This is a genomic window from Brevundimonas sp., from assembly GCF_023259385.1.
Lineage (GTDB): Bacteria > Pseudomonadota > Alphaproteobacteria > Caulobacterales > Caulobacteraceae > Brevundimonas.
In genome coordinates this window covers 3,251-3,708 of record NZ_JAHFPF010000309.1, presented here as the reverse complement: position 1 = coordinate 3,708, position 458 = coordinate 3,251, and the positions used below count along the sequence as shown (strand labels likewise).

Annotated in this window: 1 protein-coding gene; it reads left to right on the top strand. The window is 67.5% G+C overall.

What is annotated here, in order from left to right; all coding sequences use genetic code 11:
- On the top strand, positions 1 to 408 hold a 408-nt coding region (locus tag Q0C81_RS17350; RefSeq protein ID WP_291840943.1), incomplete at its 5' end, for a peptide chain release factor-like protein.
- Positions 409 to 458: the final 50 nt, after the last annotated feature.

Below are 458 nucleotides of genomic sequence, written 5' to 3'. Positions count from 1 at the left end.
ACCTTCCGCGCCTCCGGCTCGGGCGGCCAGCACGTCAACAAGACCGACTCGGCCGTGCGGATCACCCACCTTCCAACCGGGATCGTGGCCACCAGCTCCGAGAAATCGCAGCATGTGAACCGCGACAAGGCGATGAAGAACCTGCGGGTCCGCCTGTACGACATGCAGCGCCAGGCCAAGGATCTGGCACGCGCCGACTCGCGCAAATCCCAGGTCGGGTCGGGCGACCGGTCCGAGCGGATTCGCACCTACAACTTTCCGCAAGGCCGGGTGACCGACCACCGCATCGGCCTGACCCTGCACAGCCTGCCCCAGATCCTGGAAGGCGATCTGGACCCCATGCTGAACGCCCTGATCGCCGAGGACCAGGCCGCACGCCTGGCGGATCTCGAGGCCGAGTTCGGCTGATCAGCCCAGCACGCCCAGCATGGGCAGGCACAGCACCAGGGCCGTGACGG